Origin of the sequence: Vibrio pomeroyi, from assembly GCA_041879425.1 — a bacterium.
Classification (GTDB): domain Bacteria; phylum Pseudomonadota; class Gammaproteobacteria; order Enterobacterales; family Vibrionaceae; genus Vibrio; species Vibrio pomeroyi_A.
In genome coordinates, this window is record CP090854.1 from 3413808 (window position 1) to 3431415 (window position 17608).

The following is a 17608-nucleotide window of genomic DNA, read 5'->3' on the forward strand; positions in this document are numbered from 1 at the left end:
GTTAAACAGCGGAAATTTCGTCATAGCCCTACAGCGCAAAAAGGCCGGTGGTTAATAAACCACCAGCCATTAGCCTTGCGGCTATGAAATTAAGTAATAATTACTTGATTTCAACAGAAGCGCCAGCTTCTTCTAGCTGTGCTTTAAGAGCTTCAGCTTCAGCTTTGTCAACGCCTTCTTTAAGCGCTGCAGGAGCTGAGTCTACAAGACCTTTAGCTTCTTTAAGACCTAGGCCAGTTGCGCCACGTACAGCTTTGATAACTTGTACTTTGTTAGCGCCAGCAGCAGTTAGGATTACGTCGAATTCAGTTTGCTCAGCAGCAGCGTCGCCGCCAGCTGCGCCACCAGCTACAACTGCAGCTGCAGCTGAAACGCCGAATTTCTCTTCCATAGCTTCGATAAGCTCAACAACTTGCATTACAGACATTTCTGCAACTGCGTCTAGGATTTGCTCGTTAGTAATAGACATAACAATTCTCTTTTAAGTCAACAATAAGTTTAATTTGCAACCAGTGAAAAGCAAGGCTTAAGCCGCTGCTTCTTCTTTTTGGTCACGTAGTGCAGCGATAGTACGAACCAGCTTGCCAGCAGAAGCTTCTTTCATGCACATCATTAGGCGTGCGATAGCTTCGTCGTAAGTTGGTAGTGTCGCTAGTACTTCAGCATCAGTAACTGCGCCTTCAAATGCAGCAGCTTTGATCTCGAAATCTTTGTTCTCTTTAGCGAAGTCTTTGAAAAGACGCGCTGCAGCACCTGGGTGCTCGTTAGAGAACGCGATCAGAGTTGGACCAGTGAAAGTGTCTACTAGACACTCGTAGTCTGTACCCTGAACCGCACGGCGTGCTAGTGTGTTACGAACAACTTTCATGTAAACACCCGCTTCGCGAGCTTGTTTACGTAGAGAAGTCATTGCGCCAACTTCAACGCCACGAGAATCAGCTACAACTGCAGAAAGTGCACCACTGGCAGCTTCGTTGACTTCAGCAACAATTGCTTTTTTGTCTTGAAGATTTAAAGCCATTTGGATTAACCTCTGGTTGTGATTACAGCACCCAATACAAAATGTATTGAGCGTTTACGATGTCATTTAAAAATGAATAAATCCACTTCAAACCACAACATCGCCTACGTAGGTTTTATTAAGCTATCAATAATCTAATGAAAATCGACAGCGCCTACGGTCTTGGGATAGATGATTTCAAATTGCTTTAAAACCACCCAACCACAAATATTAGGCGCAGAAGTATACACTAAATCTGCGCCTAAGCAAATTAGTTTGCTTGAGTATCAAGACTAGCTTGATCAACAGCAACACCAGCACCCATCGTAGTAGAGATGCTTACTTTCTTCAGGTAAGTACCCTTAGCTGAAGAAGGCTTAGCTTTCTTAAGAGCAACTAGAAGTGCTTCTAGGTTCTCTTGAAGCTGGTTAGCTTCGAAAGATGCTTTACCGATAGTAGTGTGGATGATGCCGTTCTTGTCGTTACGGTAACGAACCTGACCAGCTTTAGCGTTCTTAACCGCTTCAGCAACGTTAGGAGTTACAGTACCAACTTTAGGGTTTGGCATAAGGCCGCGTGGACCTAGGATTGTACCTAGTTGACCAACAACACGCATTGCATCTGGAGAAGCAACAACTACGTCGAAGTTCATTTCACCTTTTTTCACTTGCTCAGCAAGATCTTCCATACCAACGATATCTGCGCCAGCAGCTTTAGCAGCTTCTGCGTTTGCACCTTGAGTGAAAACAGCAACGCGGATGTCACGGCCAGTACCGTGAGGTAGCACAGTTGCGCCACGAACGTTTTGGTCAGATTTACGAGCATCGATGCCTAGGTTAACAGCAACGTCTACAGACTCAACGAATTTAGCAGTCGCTAGTTCTTTAAGAAGAGCAACAGCTTCGTTGATTTCGTATTCTTTAGTTGAGTCAACTTTGTCGCGGATTACGCGCATACGCTTAGTAAGTTTTGCCATGATCTTATCCCTCTACCACTAGGCCCATTGAACGAGCAGTACCAGCAATAGAACGCTTCATTGCTTCGATGTCAGCACCAGTCATATCAGCAGCTTTAGTTTCTGCGATTTCTTGGATTTGAGCGTCAGTTACTGTGCCCACTTTTTCAGTGTTTGGACGACCAGAACCAGACTTAACGCCAGCAGCTTTCTTAAGAAGAACAGCAGCAGGTGGAGTCTTAGTTACGAACGTGAAAGAACGGTCGTTGTAAACAGTAATAACTACTGGAGTAGGTAGACCTTTCTCAACAGATTCTGTTTTTGCGTTGAACGCTTTACAGAATTCCATGATGTTCACGCCGTGTTGACCTAGAGCAGGACCAACCGGTGGACTTGGGTTTGCCATACCAGCTGCAACTTGCAGTTTGATATAAGCTTCAACTTTCTTAGCCATGATATTTCCTAATATTTGGGTACATGCGCCAGCCGTAAGGCGAGCTCCCCATAATTTCAATTAACGCTTTTTACTTCCATAGAAGCAAAAAGGCGCGAAATTATAATCATAATTCGCGCCTTTAACAACCCTAAAAAGGTGATTTTTTATACTCTTTAATTTTGAACAGCTTATGAACTATTTATCCACAACTTGCTCAAAAGGTAAGAGTATTAGTCCAGTTTTTCAACCTGACCAAATTCAAGCTCAACCGGTGTTGCACGACCAAAGATCGATACAGATACCTTAATGCGGCTTTTCTCGTAATCTACTTCTTCAACAGTACCGTTGAAGTCAGCAAATGGACCATCGTTCACACGAACCACTTCACCCGCTTCGAACATTGTCTTAGGACGTGGAGACTCGCTCGCTTTCTCTAGACGGTTCAAGATAGCATCAGCTTCTTTATCAGTGATTGGTGCAGGACGATCAGAGGTACCACCAATGAAGCCCATAACACGCGGAATGCTGCGTACTAAGTGCCATGATTCATCATTCATGATCATTTGAACTAATACGTAGCCAGGGAAGAATTTACGTTCACTTTTACGACGTTGGCCTGCACGCATTTCCACTACTTCTTCAGTAGGTACTAGCACATCGCCAAATAGTTCTTCCATGTTGTGCATTTTAATATGCTCGCGTAGCGACTGTGCAACACGACCTTCGAAGCCAGAAAAGGCTTGAACTACATACCAACGTTTTTTTGGAGCTTCACTCATGAATCAGAACCCTCTACACCCCAGTTGCTAGAGAAACTAGACGGACCATAATGCCGTCAATTCCCCAAAGCACTAGAGACATAACAATACATACAGCTAAAACGATCAATGTAGTTTGCATAGTTTCTTGGCGAGTAGGCCAAACAACTTTACGAATCTCCATACGAGATTCTTTTGCAAAATCGATCGCAGCTTTACCTTTAGTTGTTGTTGCTGCAACGCCTAGTGCGGCAGCAATCAGCACAACTACACCTGCAGCGCGAATTACAACAGACAATTCACCATACAGGTAATTACCCACAACAGCAGCAGCCAACAGAACAAAAGCGACAATCCACTTCATTGTATCTGCTGCACTTGAGCTATCAGGAGTTTCAGCGTTTGCTTTCATAAAACCAACCTGTGATAAGTCTTAAATATAGACGACAATAACCCCGCTGTTGCAGGGCACATTCCTTTGCGTTGCAAAACAACACATCTAACAGTCATTTTAGTCAAAAAGACCGTTTAATTCTTTGCTAAGAGCTGAAATTGATGTCAAATCGCTCAACTCTTTTTTCAGCGCAGAAAAAGGGCATCAAATGATGCCCTTTTTACTAGTGGTTCGTCAAATCTTATGCAAAGATTTTAGCTACAACACCAGCACCAACTGTACGGCCACCTTCGCGGATTGCGAAACGTAGACCTTCGTCCATTGCGATTGGAGCGATTAGCTCAACAGTCATTTGAACATTGTCACCTGGCATTACCATTTCTACGCCTTCTGGTAGAGTGATGTCGCCTGTTACGTCAGTTGTACGGAAGTAGAACTGTGGACGGTAACCTTTGAAGAAAGGAGTGTGACGGCCGCCTTCGTCTTTAGAAAGTACGTATACTTCAGACTCAAACTTAGTGTGTGGGTTGATAGAACCTTTCGCAGAAAGTACTTGACCACGTTCAACGTCATCACGCTTAGTACCACGTAGAAGTGCACCAACGTTCTCACCTGCACGACCTTCGTCAAGCAGTTTACGGAACATTTCAACACCAGTACAAGTAGTAAGAGTAGTCTCTTTGATACCAACGATTTCTACTTCGTCACCTACACGTAGGATACCGCGCTCGATACGACCAGTTACAACAGTACCACGACCTTGAATTGAGAATACATCTTCAATTGGTAGTAGGAACGGTTGGTCTACTGCACGCTCTGGCTCAGGGATGTAAGAATCTAGTGCTTCTGCAAGCTCAACGATCTTGTCTTCCCACTGCTTCTCGCCGTTTAGTGCGCCAAGTGCAGAACCTTGGATAACTGGTAGGTCATCACCTGGGAAGTCGTACTCAGAAAGAAGTTCACGAACTTCCATTTCTACTAGCTCAAGTAGCTCTTCGTCATCAACCATGTCACATTTGTTCATGAATACGATGATGTAAGGGATACCAACTTGACGACCAAGTAGGATGTGCTCACGAGTTTGAGGCATAGGGCCGTCAGTCGCAGCAACAACTAGGATACCGCCGTCCATTTGTGCAGCACCAGTGATCATGTTTTTAACATAATCCGCGTGTCCTGGACAGTCTACGTGTGCGTAGTGACGTGCTGGAGTGTCGTACTCAACGTGAGAAGTTGCGATTGTGATACCACGCTCGCGCTCTTCTGGAGCGTTATCGATAGATGCGAAATCTTTAGCAACACCGCCGTACACTTTTGCAAGTGTAGTACAGATAGCAGCTGTTAGAGTTGTTTTACCGTGGTCAACGTGGCCGATAGTACCAACGTTTACGTGCGGTTTCGTACGTTCAAATTTTTCTTTAGACATGGGGTGTCCCTCTAGGTACGGATTAGGTGGCTTAAAATAAGACCACGCAACCAAAAAAATGGTTTTCTTTATTAAAGGAGAAGAAGCTTTAGACTGGTGCTAATACCCAGAGTCGAACTGGGGACCTCACCCTTACCAAGGGTGCGCTCTACCGACTGAGCTATATCAGCACACAAAATGAGTTGGAGCGTGCAGCGGGAATCGAACCCGCATCATCAGCTTGGAAGGCTGAGGTAATAGCCATTATACGATGCACGCGACACGTAACTCTGTTTGAGCTATTTAACCTTTAGAATATGGTGGAGAGGGACGGATTCGAACCATCGAAGGCAGTGCCAACAGATTTACAGTCTGCTCCCTTTGGCCACTCGGGAACCTCTCCAAATTTTGAGCTTTCTCTCGCTTTCCTCAAAGGAAGGGAGAAAGTGGTGCCGACTACCGGAATCGAACTGGTGACCTACTGATTACAAGTCAGTTGCTCTACCTACTGAGCTAAGTCGGCACAAGTGGGGCGCATTTTATTGAATGATTTTCCACCTTGCAATAGTAAATTGAAAAAAAGTGCAAAATTCTCTTACCAAACTCCTACATACGGCAATTTAGCTCAAGGTTTCCATCTTTAACCCGCATCTAGCACAGGAAGATATTTTATTTATCTATCGCTTGATGTATTTTCCATGCACTTGTTTTGTTATCCACTATAGAGTTTTGTATGAGCCCATTTATGTCATTTGACCGCGAACGCTGGTCTGAGCTAAGGAATTTAGTTCCGATGACACTTTCTGAAAGCGACTTAAAAGAGCTTCAAGGCATCAATGAAAAACTCACAATGGAAGAGGCTGTGGAGATCTATCTACCACTTTCTCGCCTATTGAATCTCTATGTAGCAGCCAGACAAAACAGAAACTCAGTACTTCATGAGTTCCTAGATAAGAAAGAGAAAGCACCACCTTTTATCATCGGTATTGCAGGTAGTGTTGCTGTTGGTAAGAGCACGACTGCACGACTGCTTAAAGCCCTACTCTCTCGTTGGGAAAACCATCCAAAGGTCGAGCTAGTGACAACTGACGGTTTCTTATATCCAAATGAAGTGTTGGAAGAGAAAGGGTTGATGAGTAAGAAAGGCTTCCCTGAGTCTTACGACATCAAGCGTCTAGTGAATTTTGTCTCGGATGTTAAAGCGTGCAAACGAAATGTCACAGCACCGGTATACTCACACCTAACTTACAACATTACTGATGATGTTAAGTGTGTCGACCTACCCGATGTGCTTATTATTGAAGGGCTTAATGTCTTACAGAGTGGCATGAACTACCCACACGAACCGCATCGTGTGTTTATTTCCGACTTCCTTGATTTCTCACTCTATGTTGATGCTGACAGCCAGCAGATCAAAGAGTGGTACATCAATCGTTTTATGAAGTTTCGCGATGGCGCGTTTACTAAGCCTGGCTCGTATTTTAGTCATTACACTAAGTTATCGAACCAAGCAGCACTGGACAAAGCGGAAGGTATCTGGAGTTTAATCAATGGCTTGAACCTTGAAAAAAATATCCTTCCAACAAGAGAAAGAGCGCATCTGATTTTGCGAAAAGGCGCAGATCACATGGTTGAAGAAGTGTTACTCAGAAAATAGTAACGCCTTAATCCCCTTTTCGTAGCGATATTTCGCCACCAATATAACTCTCGATGCCATTCTCGGTTTTGAGTAACACAGCCCCCTGTTCATCGATGCCTTGAACGACACCTTCAATTTCTCTAGGTCCAATAATCAACCTAACATTGCGACCTAAGAAATTATCTAAGCGATTCCAACGTTCTACGAAGTTAGACATCCCTTTCAATTCATAATCCACAAGAGACTTGTCCCAAGCATTGATCAGAGCCTGTGCTAATTGGTTACGATCTGGTACCTTCCCGTCACACACTTCTTTAAGAGAAGTCCACGGTTGACCAATACCTGATGTTGTTGGGTCCATCGATAGGTTCAGCCCTAAACCAATAACAATATGAGCTGCGCCACCTGACTGTCCAGAGAGCTCGACCAAGATACCCGCGAGCTTCTTGTCATTGTGATATAGGTCATTCGGCCACTTAAGTTTGATGCCTTCAACGCCCATCTCTTCCAAAGCCTCAACAACGGCTACGCCAACCACAAGGCTTAAGCCCATTGCAGCAGCCATACCGGCGTCAAGCCTCCAGTACATTGAGAGGTAAAGGTTTGCACCAAATGGCGATACCCACTCTGTTCCACGACGCCCGCGGCCAGCAGCTTGATACTCAGCAATACAAACCGAACCAGACTCAAGAGTGTTCGTACGCTCTAACAAGTGCTGGTTTGTAGAACCAATGATTGGGATCAGCTCAAGTGAAGCGTCAGGACTTGGAACTGACAATTTCTCTTGGTCAAGCATGTCCAACTGGTTAGCTAACTTGTAGCCCTTGCCTTGCACTCGATAGATATCCAAGCCCCACTCTTGAATCCCTTTAATGTGCTTACTGATAGCCGCTCTTGAGACGCCTATCATCTCGCCGAGGTCTTCTCCGGAATGAAACTCGCCATCGGAAAGGCATTTTAACAGGGCTAGCTTAGTACTGTGTTCCCTCATACAAATGCCTCCAAAGCTCTATCTAGGTTTGTCTCGCTATCTCTACCCATAAAGCGGACTTCGTGTTCCAACTGAATATCGAACTTGTTCAAGACAGATTGACGAACTCGGTCTGCAAGCTTAAGAATGTCGATAGCAGAAGCTTGATCATAATTGATGATAACCAGTGCTTGATTCGGGTGAACTTGAGCGCCGCCTTCAGTTACACCTTTAAACTGGCATTGATCAATCAGCCATCCTGCGGCAACTTTGATCATGTCGTTACTCTCGTAACCAACGATGTTTGGGTACAGCTCTGACAAGCGATCAAAATGATCTTTGGTGATCACGGGGTTTTTGAAAAAGCTTCCAGCATTGCCCTGTTTCGAAGGGTCTGGCAGTTTGCTCGAACGAATAGCACATACTTCATCGAATATCGTGCTAGGGGAAAGTGTTTCTGCTGGCAGGCTTTTAAGCGGACCGTAATGGTTACATGGCTTCCATGCTTTCGGTAAAGTTAAGCCAATCGCGACAACAATCGCTTTGCCATAAAGCGCGTGTTTAAAAATGGAATCTCGGTAACCAAAGAGGCATTCCTCTTTGCTTAATCGCTTAACTGTATAAGTATCCAGAGATAGGATATCGACGTATTCACAGACGTCTTGCAGTTCAACGCCGTACGCACCAATATTCTGAATAGGTGCAGAGCCAGAACAACCCGGAATCATGGCTAGGTTTTCTAAGCCGCCAAGCCCTTTATCAACACTCCACTTAACCAAGCTAGGCCAATCCTCACCACCATTAACATGTAGATGGTGATGACTATCTGTCTCGGTTAGCGTAATCCCAGCTAACTGGTTCACAATAATCAAGCCTGCAAAGTGCTCAGTAAAAAGCATATTACTGCCCTTACCCAGTATTAACTTAGGCAAGGTTGACCATTTAAGGTCTTGATAAACCGTAATCAGTTCTTCGATAGTCGTGACTTCAACCAACGCATCACATGTCTGATCGATGGAAAAAGTATGAACGTTTTTTAAACTAGCATTGAGATGGAATTGCATGACGATATTCAATTAACTTACACTGCAGCCATTCTACAGCAGATAAACCAGTGGCGCAGTGACTGAATGAACAATGTCATCATTACCCAATTAGACCCGGTAAAGGTTCCCCTCGTAAAACGTTTTTACAAGGAACATTATCCAACGGGGAAAGCCAATAAGAGTGAGCTTATCTATACATTACTGATGGATAACGAGCTTTGTGGTGTCGTGCGTTTTCGGACGATAGAAAATACTCGCTTACTTACCGGTATGGCTATATCAAAAGAACATCGTGGTAAGCAATTAGGCTCTCAGCTTATGGATTATTGTGCTCAGCATACGCTGACAGAAAACGACTACTGCTTCGCCTACGCTCATCTCACCGGCTTTTACTCACGACATAAGTTCGTACAGATCGCTCCAGAACAGCTACCCAATGGCTTAAGAGTTTTATACGAGCGCTATTCGAATAGCGGAAAAGATCTCATTCCTATGCATTATCAGCAAAATTGTTAGAGAATGCCTCGATTATCTAGTATTTGGGTCTATCCCTTTGGTAAAATTAAAGGTTCGCAATTTTGCATATTTTTAAGGTAAAACAGTCAATATGATTGCCAGTAGGAATCCATTCATACAGTTGCCAACCATAGCGCAGAATCCTGACAAGTTTGAAGTACTACTATCTGCGCAAGAGTTTCGAACTCGCTTACTTGATGAGATATCTCGCGCAACGACTCGTATTAGTTTAGTCGCTTTGTACCTTGAAGATGATGAGGCTGGCCGTGAGATCCTAACTGCCTTATATGAAGCAAAGCAAAAGAATCCAGAACTAGACGTGAGTGTATGTGTCGATTGGCACAGAGCACAACGTGGATTGATTGGCGCAGAGTCCTCAGAAGGCAACGCGGCAATGTATAAAGAGTTTGCTGAAAAATATCAGCACTCTGTTCCTGTCTATGGCATCCCTGTTCGCGGTAAAGAAGTCTTTGGCGTATTGCACCTAAAAGGCTTTATCGTCGATGACAGCGTGATATACAGCGGTGCAAGCCTTAACAATATCTATCTGAATTACCATGATCGCTATCGCTTTGATCGCTATCATGTTTTAAACAACGCAGCACTTGCTGACTCGATGTTTACCTACGTGCACGAGCAAATGATCTCAGACAGCGCTGTTTACGACTTGGCAGATAAGAACAAGCCCGTAACCAAAGAGCTGAAACCAGCGATTCGCCAGTTCCGTGCGTCACTAGCACGCTCTCAATACCAATTCGATGGTCAGGATGTTTCGCCAGAGCAAGTAGCCGTAACGCCATTAGTTGGTATTGGTAAACGACGTAACCGTCTGAATCAAGGCATCAATCAACTTGTCGCTCAAGCTAAAGATGAGATCTTTATCTGCACACCTTACTTCAACTTCCCACCTAGCCTAGCTAAAGAAGTGAAGAAAGCGCTTAAGCGTGGTGTAAAAGTCAGTATTGTTGTCGGCGATAAAACAGCGAACGATTTCTTTATCTCACCAGAAGAAGAGTTTAAAACGATCGGTGGCTTGCCATACCTTTACGAATTGAACTTGCGCCGTTTCGCTAAAGCCAATGAAGCTCACATTGCTAGCCGCAATCTATCGATTCGACTTTGGCAACACGATTCTAATAGCTTCCACCTGAAGGGTATCTGGGTCGATAAGCGTTATATGCTCCTAACAGGCAATAACCTAAACCCTCGTGCATGGAAACTCGATTTAGAGAACGGTATCTTTATCCAAGATCACTACCATCACCTAACTGATAAGTTCCAAGCTGAAGTAGACAACATTCTTCAACACACTCAGCTTATCTGTACTTATAAGCAATTAGATAAAGTAGATAGCTATCCAACGGAAGTTCAGAAGCTGATTCGTAAGATCACTCGCGTCAAAGCCGACAGAGTCCTCAAACAGATTCTATAGCGAATAGCTGCTCATACGATTAATCAACGCCTAGCAAACGCTAGGCGTTTTTGTATCAATAATACGAGATATATTTTCTGAGCCGGTACAAACTATCAAACGTTAGCTAAGGCTCGAATAATCGCCTAATCTAGAGAGACTCCATACTCCTTCCTTCATCGGTCTCGGGAATGATTAGAGCGAACATAAGTTCATCCAACACATCTCATGACCCAAACTCCAATCAAACAGACCGAATCAACCATTTCCTCCCTCTCCTAAATAACGCTAAGTAGACTCAATCGATATCAGGATGGTCTTAAGTATCACGAAACTCTTATGACGACATGTACAGATAGGAGACATATAAAACTTGGAGCATGCTGACGGGAGTAGCTTTTCTAATAGGTAACCGAATAGTTGGATTTTCACACCTTCAATAACGATCAGAATAAAGATAATCATATATTCTTAAAGAGCAAACAAGCTTCGGAAGTTCGAGGAAGTGTTCATCATAAGTAATGAGTTGATGTGAACTGTACCCATCCAGAACCGCACTCAGTGACAGGTTCACCCTAGTCTAGAAACGATGAAAGCCTAGTCGTAAGACTAGGCTTTCTGATTAGTGGCAAAGCCCAGGGCTACGAGGTAAACCCTATACGGAATTCTTTCTACCCAAGGAAAAATACTATTATTTAGACGCAAAAAAGCCTCACTATTTTCTAGCGAAGCTTCTTAATAAGTGGCGTTGTGGCTGAGGTCTCTAGCGAGCGGAACTCATTGGCCGAACTCTAAATGATCTATAGTCGTAAACGACGAAAGCCTAGTCGTAAGACTAGGCTTTCTGATAATTAGCTGAGCCGGCATTCCATCAGACTCAAGCACGAGTAGAACTCTTTCGACCGAATGGAATATACAATGATTCAAATGTAAAAAAGCCCTGCTATTTCTAGCAGGGCTTTTCTAATAAGTGGCGGAGTGGACGGGACTCGAACCCGCGACCCCCGGCGTGACAGGCCGGTATTCTAACCAACTGAACTACCACTCCGCAGTGGACTACTTGTCGTCGCTGACAAGTCGTTCATAATTTAAAGCCTGGCGATGTCCTACTCTCACATGGGGAAGCCCCACACTACCATCGGCGCTATTGTGTTTCACTTCTGAGTTCGGCATGGAATCAGGTGGGTCCACAATGCTATGGTCGCCAAGCAAATTTTGCTTTTACTTTCAGTTTTTTAAAACTGAAGGCAAAATAATCTGGAAAACTGTATTTAAAAGTCTCTCTTCAAACTCATTCAAGCGTTTGGTATTTCTATTGAGTCCACAAAACCCCTTGGGTGTTGTATGGTTAAGCCTCACGGGCAATTAGTACAGGTTAGCTCAATGCCTCGCAGCACTTACACACCCTGCCTATCAACGTTCTAGTCTTGAACAACCCTTAAGGACGCTTATAGCGTCAGGGAAAACTCATCTCAGGGCTCGCTTCCCGCTTAGATGCTTTCAGCGGTTATCGATTCCGAACTTAGCTACCGGGCAATGCCATTGGCATGACAACCCGAACACCAGAGGTTCGTCCACTCCGGTCCTCTCGTACTAGGAGCAGCCCCCTTCAATTTTCCAACGCCCACGGCAGATAGGGACCGAACTGTCTCACGACGTTCTAAACCCAGCTCGCGTACCACTTTAAATGGCGAACAGCCATACCCTTGGGACCGACTTCAGCCCCAGGATGTGATGAGCCGACATCGAGGTGCCAAACACCGCCGTCGATATGAACTCTTGGGCGGTATCAGCCTGTTATCCCCGGAGTACCTTTTATCCGTTGAGCGATGGCCCTTCCATTCAGAACCACCGGATCACTATGACCTGCTTTCGCACCTGCTCGAATTGTCATTCTCGCAGTCAAGCGGGCTTATGCCATTGCACTAACCACACGATGTCCAACCGTGTTTAGCCCACCTTCGTGCTCCTCCGTTACTCTTTGGGAGGAGACCGCCCCAGTCAAACTACCCACCAGGCACTGTCCGTAATCCCGATTCAGGGACCAACGTTAGAACATCAAAACTACAAGGGTGGTATTTCAAGGACGACTCCACCACATCTAGCGACGCGGTTTCATAGTCTCCCACCTATCCTACACATGTAGGTTCAATGTTCAGTGCCAAGCTGTAGTAAAGGTTCACGGGGTCTTTCCGTCTAGCCGCGGGTACACTGCATCTTCACAGCGATTTCAATTTCACTGAGTCTCGGGTGGAGACAGCGTGGCCATCATTACGCCATTCGTGCAGGTCGGAACTTACCCGACAAGGAATTTCGCTACCTTAGGACCGTTATAGTTACGGCCGCCGTTTACCGGGGCTTCGATCAAGAGCTTCGACCGAAGTCTAACCCCATCAATTAACCTTCCGGCACCGGGCAGGCGTCACACCGTATACGTCATCTTACGATTTTGCACAGTGCTGTGTTTTTAATAAACAGTTGCAGCCACCTGGTATCTGCGACTCTCGTCTGCTCCATCCGCAAGGGACTTCACTGATAAGAGCGTACCTTCTCCCGAAGTTACGGTACCATTTTGCCTAGTTCCTTCACCCGAGTTCTCTCAAGCGCCTTGGTATTCTCTACCCGACCACCTGTGTCGGTTTGGGGTACGATTCCTTACAATCTGAAGCTTAGAGGCTTTTCCTGGAAGCATGGCATCAATGACTTCACTACCGTAGTAGCTCGACATCGTATCTCAGCGTTAAGAAAGTCCGGATTTACCTAAACTTTCCGCCTACATACTTGAACCTGGACAACCGTCGCCAGGCCCACCTAGCCTTCTCCGTCCCCCCATCGCAATTGTAAGAAGTACGGGAATATTAACCCGTTTCCCATCGACTACGCCTTTCGGCCTCGCCTTAGGAGTCGACTTACCCTGCCCCGATTAACGTTGGACAGGAACCCTTGGTCTTCCGGCGAGGGAGTTTTTCACTCCCTTTATCGTTACTCATGTCAGCATTCGCACTTCTGATACCTCCAGCAGCCCTTACAGACCACCTTCAACGGCTTACAGAACGCTCCCCTACCCCACGCACCCTAAGGTACGTAGCCGCAGCTTCGGTGTATAGCTTAGCCCCGTTACATCTTCCGCGCAGGCCGACTCGACCAGTGAGCTATTACGCTTTCTTTAAATGATGGCTGCTTCTAAGCCAACATCCTGGCTGTCTGAGCCTTCCCACATCGTTTCCCACTTAGCTATACTTTGGGACCTTAGCTGGCGGTCTGGGTTGTTTCCCTCTCCACGACGGACGTTAGCACCCGCCGTGTGTCTCCCGGATAGTACTTACTGGTATTCGGAGTTTGCAAAGGGTTGGTAAGTCGGGATGACCCCCTAGCCTTAACAGTGCTCTACCCCCAGTAGTATTCGTCCGAGGCGCTACCTAAATAGCTTTCGGGGAGAACCAGCTATCTCCAGGTTTGATTGGCCTTTCACCCCTAGCCACAAGTCATCCGCTAATTTTTCAACATTAGTCGGTTCGGTCCTCCAGTTGATGTTACTCAACCTTCAACCTGCCCATGGCTAGATCACCTGGTTTCGGGTCTAATCCTAGCAACTGTACGCCCAGTTAAGACTCGGTTTCCCTACGGCTCCCCTAAACGGTTAACCTTGCTACTAAAATTAAGTCGCTGACCCATTATACAAAAGGTACGCAGTCACACCACGAAGGTGCTCCTACTGCTTGTACGTACACGGTTTCAGGTTCTATTTCACTCCCCTCACAGGGGTTCTTTTCGCCTTTCCCTCACGGTACTGGTTCACTATCGGTCAGTCAGTAGTATTTAGCCTTGGAGGATGGTCCCCCCATATTCAGACAGGATATCACGTGTCCCGCCCTACTCGTTTTCACTGATGATGAGATGTCGATTACGGGGCTATCACCCTTTATTGCGGCACTTTCCAGAGCCTTCATCTGTCTCATTAAAAGCTTAAGGGCTAATCCAATTTCGCTCGCCGCTACTTTCGGAATCTCGGTTGATTTCTCTTCCTCGGGGTACTTAGATGTTTCAGTTCCCCCGGTTTGCCTCCTGTTGCTATGTATTCACAACAGGATACTTACTTATGTAAGTGGGTTTCCCCATTCAGGAATCCCAGACTTAAAGGTTATTACTACCTAATCTGGGCTTATCGCAAGTTATTACGCCTTTCATCGCCTCTGACTGCCAAGGCATCCACCGTGTACGCTTAGTCACTTAACCATACAACCCGAAAGGGTCTCTGTTTTACTTTCACTTTTGAAAAGTGAAAACAAACTAGTATGGCAACTAACCAAGGTTTTTGGTTGTCATCAAGAAGGGTTAATTCTTGATGACTGTTTGCCGGACTCAATTGTGATTCAAACAAGTTTGAATCGAATACAAGACACTTGAATGTGTTTGTTGTGTTTATACCGTTCTTATTAACTAAGAGCAGATAAACATTGAGAACTTTTAAATTTGATTGAATTACTCGTAAGTAATCAATCAGTCAGCTTTCCAAATTGTTAAAGAGCATGAGACTTTAAGAACCAGTGTTCTAAAATTCACATTTTCTAAAGACTCTCACAGTCGAAAAATCCAACCAGCGACATAAGAAGTGGTTTGGAGTTTTAACTTCCAAGAATATTTAGAGAATGGTGGGCGATACCGGGCTCGAACCAGTGACCCCCTGCTTGTAAGGCAGGTGCTCTCCCAACTGAGCTAATCGCCCACGATAGTTTTAATTCCTTCGCGGAGAAAGAATGGTGGGTCGTGCAGGATTCGAACCTGCGACCAATTGATTAAAAGTCAACTGCTCTACCAACTGAGCTAACGACCCAATGGTATCCCGTAGGGGAGTCGAACCCCTGTTACCGCCGTGAAAGGGCGGTGTCCTAGGCCTCTAGACGAACGGGACACTGGATTGAAGAACTTGGGAGTTCTTCGTCTCTTTTACTTTCTAAACCTAATCAATCTGTGTGGACACTTATCGTGAGTATCTTCGTATAAGGAGGTGATCCAGCCCCAGGTTCCCCTAGGGCTACCTTGTTACGACTTCACCCCAGTCATGAACCACAAAGTGGTGAGCGTCCTCCCCGAAAGGTTAAACTACCCACTTCTTTTGCAGCCCACTCCCATGGTGTGACGGGCGGTGTGTACAAGGCCCGGGAACGTATTCACCGTAGCATTCTGATCTACGATTACTAGCGATTCCGACTTCATGGAGTCGAGTTGCAGACTCCAATCCGGACTACGACGCACTTTTTGGGATTCGCTCACTATCGCTAGCTTGCTGCCCTCTGTATGCGCCATTGTAGCACGTGTGTAGCCCTACTCGTAAGGGCCATGATGACTTGACGTCGTCCCCACCTTCCTCCGGTTTATCACCGGCAGTCTCCCTGGAGTTCCCGACATTACTCGCTGGCAAACAAGGATAAGGGTTGCGCTCGTTGCGGGACTTAACCCAACATTTCACAACACGAGCTGACGACAGCCATGCAGCACCTGTCTCAGAGCTCCCGAAGGCACACCTGCGTCTCCGCTGGCTTCTCTGGATGTCAAGAGTAGGTAAGGTTCTTCGCGTTGCATCGAATTAAACCACATGCTCCACCGCTTGTGCGGGCCCCCGTCAATTCATTTGAGTTTTAATCTTGCGACCGTACTCCCCAGGCGGTCTACTTAACGCGTTAGCTCCGAAAGCCACGGCTCAAGGCCACAACCTCCAAGTAGACATCGTTTACGGCGTGGACTACCAGGGTATCTAATCCTGTTTGCTCCCCACGCTTTCGCATCTGAGTGTCAGTATCTGTCCAGGGGGCCGCCTTCGCCACTGGTATTCCTTCAGATCTCTACGCATTTCACCGCTACACCTGAAATTCTACCCCCCTCTACAGTACTCTAGTTCACCAGTTTCAAATGCAGTTCCGAGGTTGAGCCCCGGGCTTTCACATCTGACTTAATGAACCACCTGCATGCGCTTTACGCCCAGTAATTCCGATTAACGCTCGCACCCTCCGTATTACCGCGGCTGCTGGCACGGAGTTAGCCGGTGCTTCTTCTGTTGCTAACGTCAAGAGATGCAGCTATTAACTACACCCCCTTCCTCACAACTGAAAGTACTTTACAACCCGAAGGCCTTCTTCATACACGCGGCATGGCTGCATCAGGCTTTCGCCCATTGTGCAATATTCCCCACTGCTGCCTCCCGTAGGAGTCTGGACCGTGTCTCAGTTCCAGTGTGGCTGATCATCCTCTCAGACCAGCTAGGGATCGTCGCCTTGGTGAGCCATTACCTCACCAACTAGCTAATCCCACCTAGGCATATCTTGACGCGAGAGGCCCGAAGGTCCCCCTCTTTGGCCCGTAGGCATTATGCGGTATTAGCCATCGTTTCCAATGGTTATCCCCCACATCAAGGCAATTTCCTAGGCATTACTCACCCGTCCGCCGCTCGACGCCCATTAACGCACCCGAAGGATTGTTAGTGTCGTTTCCGCTCGACTTGCATGTGTTAGGCCTGCCGCCAGCGTTCAATCTGAGCCATGATCAAACTCTTCAATTTAAGATTTTGTGACTCAACGAATACTGACTTCAAAACTAATATTTACCGAAGTAAACATGTAATTCTAAAGCTATTACCATTCCAACAGAATGGTAATGAATTGACTGTGCCAAATAACCGAGGTTATTTGTATTGGTCACTCAGTTCATTGAAATCAATTTTGATTCCGAAGAATCTGTTTTATCTAACGATAAAACGTTTTGATATTCATCAACGAGTGCCCACACAGATTGATAGGTTTAAATTGTTAAAGAGCTTTGCTTTCAGTGCCTTAGCACTTAAGCAGGACGCGTATAATACGCTTTCTACTTTGAAAGTCAACATAAAATACTAAGAAAACTTAGAACTCTATGGTGACTTGTCTACTTAGTAAACAAAGTCGAAATTAAAGCCTGGCGATGTCCTACTCTCACATGGGGAAGCCCCACACTACCATCGGCGCTATTGTGTTTCACTTCTGAGTTCGGCATGGAATCAGGTGGGTCCACAATGCTATGGTCGCCAAGCAAATTTTGCTTTTAC

General features: G+C 45.8%; 12 protein-coding genes, 8 tRNA genes and 4 rRNA genes. 3 read left to right on the forward strand and 21 right to left on the reverse strand.

The genetic code is table 11. The features are described from left to right. Window positions 1–100: 100 nt before the first annotated feature. From rplL to L0992_15175, 11 genes are all read right to left on the reverse strand, one after another. Window positions 101–469: a 50S ribosomal protein L7/L12 gene (gene rplL / locus L0992_15125; protein XGB67008.1), complete on the reverse strand. Its 369-nt coding sequence runs from the start codon at window positions 467–469 to the stop codon at window positions 101–103. A gap of 57 nt (window positions 470–526) precedes the next feature. Then, window positions 527–1021, reverse strand: a complete 495-nt coding sequence (gene rplJ / locus L0992_15130; protein ID XGB67009.1) for a 50S ribosomal protein L10 — start codon at window positions 1019–1021, stop codon at window positions 527–529. Between the two features lie 250 nt (window positions 1022–1271). After that, the gene (gene rplA / locus L0992_15135) at window positions 1272–1976 is read right to left on the reverse strand and encodes a 50S ribosomal protein L1 (GenBank protein XGB67010.1); all 705 of its coding nucleotides are present in this window, start codon (window positions 1974–1976) and stop codon (window positions 1272–1274) included. Window positions 1977–1980: 4 nt separating this feature from the next. Next, window positions 1981–2409 (reverse strand): 50S ribosomal protein L11, encoded by a 429-nt coding sequence (gene rplK / locus L0992_15140; protein ID XGB67011.1) that lies wholly within the window; start codon window positions 2407–2409, stop codon window positions 1981–1983. Window positions 2410–2621: 212 nt separating this feature from the next. Further along, a complete protein-coding gene (gene nusG / locus L0992_15145) occupies window positions 2622–3170 on the reverse strand; it encodes a transcription termination/antitermination protein NusG (protein XGB67012.1) in 549 nt (182 codons plus the stop codon). A 13-nt stretch (window positions 3171–3183) separates the two neighbouring features. Continuing rightward, complete coding sequence (gene secE / locus L0992_15150; GenBank protein ID XGB67013.1) at window positions 3184–3561, reverse strand: preprotein translocase subunit SecE; 378 nt, start codon at window positions 3559–3561, stop codon at window positions 3184–3186. A 223-nt stretch (window positions 3562–3784) separates the two neighbouring features. Next, window positions 3785–4969, reverse strand: a complete 1185-nt coding sequence (gene tuf, locus L0992_15155; protein ID XGB67014.1) for an elongation factor Tu — start codon at window positions 4967–4969, stop codon at window positions 3785–3787. A 94-nt stretch (window positions 4970–5063) separates the two neighbouring features. After that, a tRNA-Thr gene (locus tag L0992_15160) sits at window positions 5064–5139 on the reverse strand. A 13-nt stretch (window positions 5140–5152) separates the two neighbouring features. After that, a tRNA-Gly gene (locus tag L0992_15165) sits at window positions 5153–5227 on the reverse strand. 39 nt (window positions 5228–5266) lie between these two features. Then, window positions 5267–5351 (reverse strand) — tRNA-Tyr (locus tag L0992_15170). Window positions 5352–5395: 44 nt separating this feature from the next. Continuing rightward, a tRNA-Thr gene (locus tag L0992_15175) sits at window positions 5396–5471 on the reverse strand. Between the two features lie 210 nt (window positions 5472–5681). On the opposite strand from L0992_15175, the gene coaA reads away from it, so the two are divergent. Beyond that, window positions 5682–6605 (forward strand): type I pantothenate kinase, encoded by a 924-nt coding sequence (gene coaA / locus L0992_15180; GenBank protein XGB67015.1) that lies wholly within the window; start codon window positions 5682–5684, stop codon window positions 6603–6605. Between the two features lie 7 nt (window positions 6606–6612). On the opposite strand, the gene birA is transcribed toward coaA, so the two are convergent. Both birA and murB read right to left on the reverse strand, forming a co-directional pair. Then, the gene (gene birA, locus L0992_15185) at window positions 6613–7578 is read right to left on the reverse strand and encodes a bifunctional biotin--[acetyl-CoA-carboxylase] ligase/biotin operon repressor BirA (GenBank protein XGB67016.1); all 966 of its coding nucleotides are present in this window, start codon (window positions 7576–7578) and stop codon (window positions 6613–6615) included. Continuing rightward, window positions 7575–8621 carry a UDP-N-acetylmuramate dehydrogenase gene (gene murB, locus L0992_15190; GenBank protein XGB67017.1) on the reverse strand — a complete coding sequence of 349 codons (1047 nt, stop codon included), beginning with the start codon at window positions 8619–8621 and terminating at the stop codon, window positions 7575–7577. The genes birA and murB overlap by 4 nt, the downstream gene beginning before the upstream one ends. 66 nt (window positions 8622–8687) lie before the next feature. Between murB and L0992_15195 the strand changes: the two genes are divergently transcribed. Further along, entirely contained in the window at window positions 8688–9119 is a 432-nt protein-coding gene (locus L0992_15195; GenBank protein ID XGB67018.1) for a GNAT family N-acetyltransferase, read from the forward strand. A 91-nt stretch (window positions 9120–9210) separates the two neighbouring features. Further along, window positions 9211–10551, forward strand: a complete 1341-nt coding sequence (gene pssA, locus L0992_15200; protein XGB67019.1) for a CDP-diacylglycerol--serine O-phosphatidyltransferase — start codon at window positions 9211–9213, stop codon at window positions 10549–10551. Window positions 10552–11501: 950 nt separating this feature from the next. On the opposite strand, the gene L0992_15205 is transcribed toward pssA, so the two are convergent. From L0992_15205 to rrf (L0992_15240), 8 genes are all read right to left on the reverse strand, one after another. Beyond that, window positions 11502–11578: transfer RNA gene (locus L0992_15205), tRNA-Asp, on the reverse strand. Window positions 11579–11623: 45 nt separating this feature from the next. Beyond that, window positions 11624–11739 (reverse strand): 5S ribosomal RNA (gene rrf, locus L0992_15210). 135 nt (window positions 11740–11874) lie between these two features. Next, a 23S ribosomal RNA gene (locus L0992_15215) occupies window positions 11875–14766 on the reverse strand. Window positions 14767–15180: 414 nt separating this feature from the next. Beyond that, window positions 15181–15256: transfer RNA gene (locus L0992_15220), tRNA-Val, on the reverse strand. Between the two features lie 32 nt (window positions 15257–15288). Beyond that, a tRNA-Lys gene (locus L0992_15225) sits at window positions 15289–15364 on the reverse strand. 2 nt (window positions 15365–15366) lie between these two features. After that, window positions 15367–15442: transfer RNA gene (locus tag L0992_15230), tRNA-Glu, on the reverse strand. A gap of 89 nt (window positions 15443–15531) precedes the next feature. Further along, window positions 15532–17086 (reverse strand): 16S ribosomal RNA (locus L0992_15235). Window positions 17087–17476: 390 nt separating this feature from the next. Next, a 5S ribosomal RNA gene (rrf, locus tag L0992_15240) occupies window positions 17477–17592 on the reverse strand. Together the 16S, 23S and 5S rRNA genes with 4 tRNA genes alongside form the textbook arrangement of a ribosomal RNA operon. Between the last annotated feature and the right edge of the window lie 16 nt (window positions 17593–17608).

What these genes read in the sequence shown, in the direction of transcription:
- rplL (XGB67008.1), bottom strand. Translation starts at nt 469, where the DNA reads ATGTCTATTACTAACGAGCAAATCCTAGACGCAGTTGCAGAAATGTCT.
- rplJ (XGB67009.1), bottom strand. Translation starts at nt 1,021, where the DNA reads ATGGCTTTAAATCTTCAAGACAAAAAAGCAATTGTTGCTGAAGTCAAC.
- rplA (XGB67010.1), bottom strand. Translation starts at nt 1,976, where the DNA reads ATGGCAAAACTTACTAAGCGTATGCGCGTAATCCGCGACAAAGTTGAC.
- rplK (XGB67011.1), bottom strand. Translation starts at nt 2,409, where the DNA reads ATGGCTAAGAAAGTTGAAGCTTATATCAAACTGCAAGTTGCAGCTGGT.
- nusG (XGB67012.1), bottom strand. Translation starts at nt 3,170, where the DNA reads ATGAGTGAAGCTCCAAAAAAACGTTGGTATGTAGTTCAAGCCTTTTCT.
- secE (XGB67013.1), bottom strand. Translation starts at nt 3,561, where the DNA reads ATGAAAGCAAACGCTGAAACTCCTGATAGCTCAAGTGCAGCAGATACA.
- tuf (XGB67014.1), bottom strand. Translation starts at nt 4,969, where the DNA reads ATGTCTAAAGAAAAATTTGAACGTACGAAACCGCACGTAAACGTTGGT.
- coaA (XGB67015.1), top strand. Translation starts at nt 5,682, where the DNA reads ATGAGCCCATTTATGTCATTTGACCGCGAACGCTGGTCTGAGCTAAGG.
- birA (XGB67016.1), bottom strand. Translation starts at nt 7,578, where the DNA reads ATGAGGGAACACAGTACTAAGCTAGCCCTGTTAAAATGCCTTTCCGAT.
- murB (XGB67017.1), bottom strand. Translation starts at nt 8,621, where the DNA reads ATGCAATTCCATCTCAATGCTAGTTTAAAAAACGTTCATACTTTTTCC.
- L0992_15195 (XGB67018.1), top strand. Translation starts at nt 8,688, where the DNA reads ATGAACAATGTCATCATTACCCAATTAGACCCGGTAAAGGTTCCCCTC.
- pssA (XGB67019.1), top strand. Translation starts at nt 9,211, where the DNA reads ATGATTGCCAGTAGGAATCCATTCATACAGTTGCCAACCATAGCGCAG.